Origin of the sequence: Sporosarcina luteola (genome assembly GCF_007991495.1) — a bacterium.
GTDB lineage: Bacteria > Bacillota > Bacilli > Bacillales_A > Planococcaceae > Sporosarcina > Sporosarcina luteola.
In genome coordinates this window covers 23,457-31,717 of record NZ_BJYL01000054.1, presented here as the reverse complement: position 1 = coordinate 31,717, position 8,261 = coordinate 23,457, and the positions used below count along the sequence as shown (strand labels likewise).

Below are 8,261 nucleotides of genomic sequence, written 5' to 3'. Positions count from 1 at the left end.
TTGCTCGGTTTGGCCTGGCACCCATTCCACTGTCTTTTCAAGCTTTTCGATAATGAGGGTGCGGCCGGCTAATACTTCTTCCGCGTCCGGGGATAATTGGCGATTTAGGTAATCCTTTTTCGACAATCCGGATACGGCAATCATTTCATCTCTGTCACTGATCATGGCGGGTGTTCCAAGTGTTTCGTATAGCGTTTCTGCGTACTCTTTCGCGAATTGACCGAGCTCGGATATCGGGGAATATTTCTTTAGAATCACTTCTCCATCCCGATCGGTAAAGATTTCAAGCGGATCTCCTTCACGGATGCGGAGGGTCCTTCTGATTTCTTTTGGAATGACCACCCTGCCTAAATCATCAATTCTGCGCACGATTCCTGTTGCTTTCATGCATGATGCCTCACTTTCCAAAAATTAAAACCGTCTTCCGTTCGGATTTAGTATGCATCATGCATGGACATTTTATGCAAAAGTACCTTTACTCGGAATCTGCTGGGATTGTTTCCTTGAGTGATGATTGTAAGATGCGCATCATCTCTTCCAATACGTCGAATTCGGTCCTTTTACCAGTATGCCGTTCATCGACCGTGATGATCAGGCGTCCTTCTTCCATCGTAAAGCCGACAGCGCGTCCGAATTCCATGGAATCCGTTACCATTTTTGCTCCATCAGTCTTGGCTGTTCCTTCCTCGGTTAAACGGATTTCGATGAGGGACCGTTGTTTCTTAATCGATTCGACGCCTGCAATGCGTCCCCATGCTTTTATTCGACCGACACGAAGCAATAGATCAGCTTCAAGCGGCAAGTCACCAAAGCGGTCTGTCATTTCATCGACAAGCTCGGAGTAATCCGCCTCGCTCTCAATCGCTTTCACCCGCTTATACATTTGGATCTTCTGGAATCCGTCTCTGATATACGTATCCGGCAAATAGGCGTTGATTGGCAATGAAATTTCGACGTCTGGAATTTCTGATTTCACGATGCCTGTCTGTTTCTCTTCAATTGCTTCTTGGAGCATTTGCGAATAAAGGTCAAATCCGACAGAGTCGATAAAGCCGTGCTGTTGGGAACCAAGTAAATTTCCTGCTCCACGGATTGATAAATCCCGCATTGCGATTTTGAATCCTGATCCGAGCTCAGTGAATTCCTTAATTGCCTGTAAACGATTTTCCGCGACTTCTGTAAGCACTTTATCGCGCTGGTAAAGGAAATAGCCATATGCGACCCGATTCGACCGTCCGACACGTCCCCGCAGCTGGTAAAGCTGCGATAGGCCCATCCGGTCTGCGTCGTGAACGATGAGCGTATTGACATTCGGAATATCAATGCCTGTTTCAATGATTGTCGTTGTGACGAGCACGTCATATTCCCCTTCAAGGAAGCTGAGAATGACGGATTCAAGTGCAGATTCACCCATTTGTCCGTGCGCAAAAGCAACCCGCGCTTCAGGGACGAGCTGTTTAATTTCGTCGACTTTGCGCGTCATGTCCTCAACACGGTTATATAAATAGAATACTTGCCCGCCTCGTCCCATCTCCCGCTCAATCGCCTCGCGAACAAGTCCCAAATTATGCTCCATAACATATGTCTGCACCGGGAAACGGTTCGCTGGAGGTGTTTCGATGACGGATAGGTCACGTACGCCGAGCATCGACATATGCAACGTTCTTGGAATCGGTGTTGCGGTCAATGTAAGGACATCGACATTCGTTTTCAGCTGCTTTAGTTTCTCTTTATGCGTTACTCCGAATCGCTGTTCCTCGTCAACGATCAGAAGTCCGAGGTCTTTATACGTGACGTCTTTTGAAAGAAGGCGATGGGTCCCTACTACGACATCGATTGTGCCCGTCTTTAAACCTTTCAATGTTTCTGTCTGTTCTTTCTTCGTTCGGAATCGATTCAATAGCGACACTTCAACAGGGAAGCCCGAGAACCGCTCTTTCATCGTCTCGTAATGCTGTTGCGCTAATATCGTCGTCGGTACGAGGAAGGCGACTTGCTTACCGTCCCCTACTGCTTTGAACGCTGCACGGATTGCCACTTCCGTTTTTCCGTAACCGACGTCCCCACAAAGCAGGCGATCCATCGGCCGCTCCCTTTCCATATCACGCTTCACTTCTTCGATGGAACGAAGTTGGTCTTCCGTTTCATCATAAGGAAAGGCATTTTCGAAGGAACGCAGCAGATCATCATCTTTGGAGAATGCAAACCCTTTTTCCGCTTCACGTTGGGCGTAAAGTTTAATGAGATCATCTGCTATATCCTTCACTGCTGAAGATACTTTGCTCTTCGTCTTTTTCCATTCCGCTCCTCCAAGTTTATGAAGCTTCGGTTCCTTTTCCCCCGAAGCGACATATTTCTGGATCAGATCGATTTGGTCGGCAGGAACAAACAGCTTATCTTCCGCGCGATAACGTATATCGAGATAGTCTTTATGGATGCCGCCCACTTCGAGCGTCACGACACCATAATATTTCCCGATTCCGTGATGGACATGGACAATATAATCACCAGGTTTGATTTCCGAATAGCTTTTGATGCGCTCCGCATTCGTCATCTTCTGCGGACGTGCTTTCCTTTTCATTTTGCCCTTGAATAATTCAGCGTCCGTAATGACCGCGAGTCGTTGGAACGGCATTTCAAATCCTGCGGACAGATCGCCGTCAATGATGGAGACGGTTCCCGCTTCAGAAGGCTTGCCGTTCATGATTGCCGGCATCTCGTAATCTCCTAGAATCGCTTGAACCTTTTTCATCCGCTCTTCACCGTCAGCGACGATGAATACATTGAACTTCCCCTGTTGCCAGCGCTCCATCTCATTTTTCAATAAATTCATTTGCCCATGGAACTCCTGCATCGGTTTACAGGAGAAGGAGACAGTCTTTTTTAGAACGATGCCTGGTACTGTTCGGACAAATAGAGATAGATAGGCTTTTTTCTGATCGAGCATTTTATGCATTTCGTCGAATGAAAAAGAGATTCTCGCATCATGAACGATCTTTCCCTCTTCAAGCAAGGACAAAGACCATTCCTTCTCTTCACTTTCTAGCGTTGTGGACACCTCGAGAATACGCCCGATTTCATCAAAAAGAACGATGCCATTCACCGGGAAATAATCACCCAAATAGGCAGGGGCTTGTTCCGCAAAAGAAGCGTATTTCAGCATCCCTTCAGGAACGATGCCATTTTTCAACAAGTCGATATCATGCGTAATATTGAGCGTAAGGGATTCTTTTGTATCCTCGTTTTTCATCCGCTTCAAACTGGAACTCAAGGCGCCCTTTAGGTTATCTGCAATTTGCGATAACTCACCGGAGTCCCAAACGAATTCCGCGGCCGGGAGGATAGACACTTCCTCCAATTTATCAGTCGATCGTTGATCATCCGCCGAAAACATCCGGATTGAGTCAACGTCCGTATCGAACAGTTCAATGCGGACCGGGTTTTCCATATTCAATGGATAAATATCCAGTATGCCGCCACGGAGCGCGAAATCGCCCGGTGCCGTCACCATGTCCTGTCTGTTGTAACCCATTTCAACAAGCTTTTGGACCCATTCTTCCACGTCAATCGAATCATCCAGCTTCGTCGTCAATGTATTGGTAAGCCAATGATTCTTCTGCGGTAGCAGTTTTTTCATCCCAGCGACAGGGGTAATGTAGATTCCTTTGCCAGCGCGTGCCATATGATCGAGTGTCTCTATCCTGCTTGCGCGGAGGTCAAAACTGGACACGGAAAAATCGGCAGCGATCAGTTCCTCTGCCGGATATAGATGAACATGTGAATCACCTAGCATTTTCACAAGGTCTTCGTATGTACGCTGCGCTGACAGCATGTTAGGTGTGATGATAAGAATCGGTTGGTCGGACGATTGGCTGATCGTTTTAAAGAAGACGGCTTTCGCCCCTCCGGACAAGCCTGCTAACAATTGACGGTCCTGTCCCGATTTCAATTCGTCGATTACCTTATGAATCTCTTTGTCTTGTAAAAATAAATCTATGAGCGCATCCAATGATTTTTTCCTCGCTTTGCAGTATATAGATAAGATAAGTGAAAAAAGCTTTGTGCGCCATTAACGCCAAAGCGAAACGTTCTATTGCAGCCATTTCCGTAATGCATAGTAATCTGGGAATGTTTTCAAGGATTTTTCACATTCCTCACAAATGCATCTAACTGTCATCGCACCATCTTTATCGGTTTCCAAAAAACGGTCGCCATCCTCAGCATTTTTGAGCTGCTGTACGACTTCCTCCGCGGAAGCGAAAGGAATACTGCCGACCTCTGTATTGCAATGTCTGCATGAATATCGAATGTCCATTTTCATCGGCCCCTTTTTATCAAAGTATAGGCAGATGAAGGGATGATTATTCCTTAGGCACCATTATAGTTATTCATTACTTCAAGAAATGGACTGTCGAGCCAAGTGATACAAGCTGATGCACTTTTTTCTACCATTTCGTCAATCAATGGCTGTTCTTCCTTACCGAAAGTCGACAGCACGTAGTCAGAAACTTTCATACCGCCTTGTGGGCGGCCGATTCCAATACGGATTCGATTGAAAGAATCCGATCCTAGATGGGCGATTAACGATTTCATGCCGTTATGGCCGCCGGCACTCCCTTTTTGACGCAATCGCAGTTTACCGGGGGCGAGATCCAGATCATCGTATAGGACGACGATATCTTCCAACTCAACGTCGAAATAGTCCATTAGCGGCCCCACGCATTCACCGGACAGGTTCATGTATGTCAAAGGTTTGACGAGCATGACTTTTCCTTCGGGGCGATGGATAATCGTGTAGGCGCCGTTGAATTTTGTCTGCATGACAGGCGCATTCAAGCGCTCAGCCAATTCATCGATTGCTTGGAATCCGACATTATGGCGTGTTTTTTCATATTGTTTCCCGGGATTTCCAAGACCAATAATCATTTTCATATGGCGCATCTTCCTTTTGTTTATAAATGATAAAAAGGGCGCACGGAATGAAAACGTGCGCTCCAATAAGTTGCGTTGTGTATTAATCTTCGTCACTATCTCCTTGGTTCTCTCCGACAAGTTCTGGTGAGGACTCTGCATTCGGAAGATTATCTTCCTCCAACTCCTCTTCAGTACGTGGCGCAGAAACGAGGACAAGTGCATAATCATCGTCATTCAAAATTTCGAATTTCGATTTGGAACGGATATCTCCGACCAAGATCGTTTCGCCGATTTGTAATCCGGAAATGTCGACGTCAAAGCCTTCCGGAATTTCTGCCGGCTTCACTTTGATTTTCACGTCATGGTTAGGCTGCTGTAGAACGCCGCCTTCCTTTTCGCCGATAGATTGGCCGACCAGATTCACCGTTACGTCGACTTCAAGCTCTTCTGTCATATTGATGGCTAAGAAGTCAGCATGACGGATTTCGCCATTTAATGCGTTCTCCTGGTAATCATTCAATACGACATTCAGTTGTTTGCCATCCACTTCGAGTTTAATGACACCGTTTCGGCCATGTTCACGTAAATTGCTCAAAAGATCGCGTTCTTTTACGGCGATTGGTGTCGATTCGGTATTATATCCATAAACAACAGAAGGGATGAATCCTTCTTTTCGTAGTGCGGATAAAGTTGATCTCGTTTTTGTTCCTCTTTGTTTCGACTGAATTGCTGTACTCATTTGCGTAGTCACCTTTCCTGAAAAAGTATATTCTAACTCTTGAAATACCCAAAATCAGACGACATGAAACTAACTAACTTGCTTATTCAAACAATGTGCTGACAGATTTCTCTTCGAACACACGGATGACTGCTTCGCCCAAAAGCTTGGCAATGGACAATTGTTTGATTTTCGCAGATTTTTTGTTTTCCGGCAATTCGATTGAATTCGTAATGACCAATTCCTTAATTTGTGAATTGTCGATTCGTTCGATTGCAGGACCGGATAACACCGGATGTGTACAGCAAGCATACACTTCCTTTGCGCCGCTCTCGATAATCGCGTTCGCAGCGATTGTAATCGTTCCGGCAGTATCGATAATATCGTCGATAAGAATAGCTGTCTTCCCTTCGACATTCCCTACGATGCTCATCACTTCAGCTACGTTCGGACGTGGGCGACGTTTGTCGATAATCGCAATCGGAGCTTTCATGCGATCCGCCATTTTTCGCGCACGTGTGACGCCGCCATGGTCTGGAGATACGATGACAAGTTCGTTGCCTTCCAAGCCTTTGCTTTTGAAATATTCCGTAAGAATAGGTTCTGCCACAAGGTGGTCAATTGGAATATCAAAGAAGCCTTGGATTTGTGGTGCATGCAAGTCGATCGCGATAACGCGGTCAGCTCCCGCCTTCTCAAGCAAGTTAGCCACAAGCTTCGCCGTGATCGGTTCACGGGAACGAGCTTTGCGATCTTGGCGCGCATATCCGTAATAAGGCATAACAACATTGATAGAACGTGCAGAAGCACGCATTAATGCGTCGATCATGATGAGAAGCTCCATCAAGTTATCATTTACTGGATTGGAGGTGGACTGGATGACAAAGACATCACAGCCTCGGATACTTTCTTCGATATTTATTTGAATTTCTCCATCGCTGAAACGTTTGACAGAGCACTTGCCGAGTGGGCGTCCGATTTCATCTGCCACTTCTTGTGCAAGTGATTCATTGGAGTTTAGAGAAAATATCTTCAGTTTATCGTTAGGATAATGATTAGCCATCATGGTCCCCCTGGTTATTTTAGATTTAATTTTGTTACGTATCCTTCTTTATTCTCCTGGCGCGCGCGCCCAATTGCAAGTGAACTTTCTGGCACATCTTTTGTAATTGTGGATCCGGCCGCTACATAAGCGCCTTTTCCAACTTTTACAGGTGCTATCAAATTCGAATTGCAACCAACAAAAGCATCATCTTCGATAGTTGTCGTATGTTTGTTCTTTCCATCGTAATTCACTGTGATCGTTCCACAACCGATGTTGACGTGAGTGCCTACTTGCGCATCTCCGATATAGCTGAGGTGAGAAACCTTGCTTCCTTCTCCTAACCTTGACTTCTTAACTTCGACAAAATTGCCGATTTTTACATTGTCGCTGAGATTGGAATCCGGACGGATATGTGCGAACGGGCCAATTGTCGTACCGGAACCTACTGCACTGTCCCGTACGACTGACGAATGAACGGTTGTAGAACTGCCAATTTTACTGTTGCTTATATGACTATTCGGTCCAATACTGCATTTTTCACCAATGATCGTTTGTCCTTCGATCATTGTGCCTGGTTGAAGAATCGTGTCGCGGCCGATTTCGGCAGTGGCGCTAATGTACGTACTTCCTGGATCGATGATTGTCACACCGTTTCGCATATGACGTTCTGCGATTCGCTGCCGCATGAACTTTTCCGCTTCTGCTAGGATAACTCGATCGTTAATACCGATTGTTTCACTAAAATCATCGGTTACAAAAGCGGATATAATCGCATTCTCAGCTTTCAGGATGCTAATGACATCGGGCAAGTAGTACTCGCCTTGCGCATTATCGTTCTTCACTTTCTTCAAAGCTTCAAACAATGCCCGGTTATCGAAGCAGTACGTGCCTGTATTGATTTCAGTCACTGTACGCTCTTCCGGCGATGCATCCTTATGCTCGATGTTGCGAAGGACGTTTCCATCCGCGTCCCGAATGATGCGGCCGTAACCTGTCGGATCTTCGGCATGCGCTGTCAGGATTGTCGCTTTCGCGTTTGTTTCGGCATGATGTGCAATCAATGCTTGCATCGTCTCCGATTTGATAAGTGGAGTATCTCCACAAACGACGAGCGTAATCCCTTCCAATTCGCCTAAACTGCTTTCCGCTTGCTGTACCGCATGCGCAGTGCCAAGCTGTTCCGCCTGAAGGGCGTACTCACTTTTCTGTCCAAGCGTTTCTTCAACCTTTTCTGCACCGTGACCGACAATCGTTACGATTTTATCCGCTCCGATTCCGGTAATATGGTCGATAACGTGCTCGACCATCGGCTTTCCACAGACAGGATGCAATACTTTATATAAATCGGACTTCATCCGCGTCCCTTGTCCTGCAGCAAGGACGATGGCATATGTATTCGTCATGTGCTGGCCTCCATCCATAATTTCATTATTGACTATAGCCGAAAATAATATAAATTTCAACTATACCCCCTTGACAATAAAGAAATATTCTTTTAATATTGTTGTTTTCATTTTTTGTGAAAATAAAAACACAGAACATCGATTTGTTTAGCCAAATCTTGTTCTGTGTTTTTTAAAATTA

General features: G+C 45.7%; 7 protein-coding genes. All 7 read right to left on the bottom strand.

The features are described from left to right. The coding region (locus SLU01_RS16440; protein WP_147060353.1) for a stage V sporulation T C-terminal domain-containing protein at positions 1-387 on the bottom strand (387 nt) is incomplete at its 3' end. An 88-nt stretch (positions 388-475) separates the two neighbouring features. Continuing rightward, positions 476-4,009, bottom strand: a complete 3,534-nt coding sequence (gene mfd / locus SLU01_RS16435) for a transcription-repair coupling factor (protein ID WP_147060351.1) — start codon at positions 4,007-4,009, stop codon at positions 476-478. A gap of 81 nt (positions 4,010-4,090) precedes the next feature. Beyond that, a complete protein-coding gene (locus SLU01_RS16430) occupies positions 4,091-4,315 on the bottom strand; it encodes an anti-sigma-F factor Fin (protein WP_147060349.1) in 225 nt (74 codons plus the stop codon). A gap of 53 nt (positions 4,316-4,368) precedes the next feature. Then, entirely contained in the window at positions 4,369-4,932 is a 564-nt protein-coding gene (pth, locus tag SLU01_RS16425; protein ID WP_147060347.1) for an aminoacyl-tRNA hydrolase, read from the bottom strand. A gap of 82 nt (positions 4,933-5,014) precedes the next feature. Next, positions 5,015-5,653: a 50S ribosomal protein L25/general stress protein Ctc gene (locus SLU01_RS16420; RefSeq protein WP_147060345.1), complete on the bottom strand. Its 639-nt coding sequence runs from the start codon at positions 5,651-5,653 to the stop codon at positions 5,015-5,017. 82 nt (positions 5,654-5,735) lie between these two features. Continuing rightward, positions 5,736-6,695, bottom strand: a complete 960-nt coding sequence (locus tag SLU01_RS16415) for a ribose-phosphate diphosphokinase (RefSeq protein WP_147060343.1) — start codon at positions 6,693-6,695, stop codon at positions 5,736-5,738. Positions 6,696-6,709: 14 nt separating this feature from the next. Then, the gene (glmU, locus tag SLU01_RS16410; RefSeq protein WP_147060342.1) at positions 6,710-8,080 is read right to left on the bottom strand and encodes a bifunctional UDP-N-acetylglucosamine diphosphorylase/glucosamine-1-phosphate N-acetyltransferase GlmU; all 1,371 of its coding nucleotides are present in this window, start codon (positions 8,078-8,080) and stop codon (positions 6,710-6,712) included. Positions 8,081-8,261: the final 181 nt, after the last annotated feature.

Excerpts from the sequence above, each read along its gene's own strand:
- SLU01_RS16420 (WP_147060345.1), bottom strand. The coding sequence starts at position 5,653 with ATGAGTACAGCAATTCAGTCGAAACAAAGAGGAACAAAAACGAGATCA.
- SLU01_RS16415 (WP_147060343.1), bottom strand. The coding sequence starts at position 6,695 with ATGGCTAATCATTATCCTAACGATAAACTGAAGATATTTTCTCTAAAC.
- pth (WP_147060347.1), bottom strand. The coding sequence starts at position 4,932 with ATGAAAATGATTATTGGTCTTGGAAATCCCGGGAAACAATATGAAAAA.
- glmU (WP_147060342.1), bottom strand. The coding sequence starts at position 8,080 with ATGACGAATACATATGCCATCGTCCTTGCTGCAGGACAAGGGACGCGG.
- SLU01_RS16430 (WP_147060349.1), bottom strand. The coding sequence starts at position 4,315 with ATGGACATTCGATATTCATGCAGACATTGCAATACAGAGGTCGGCAGT.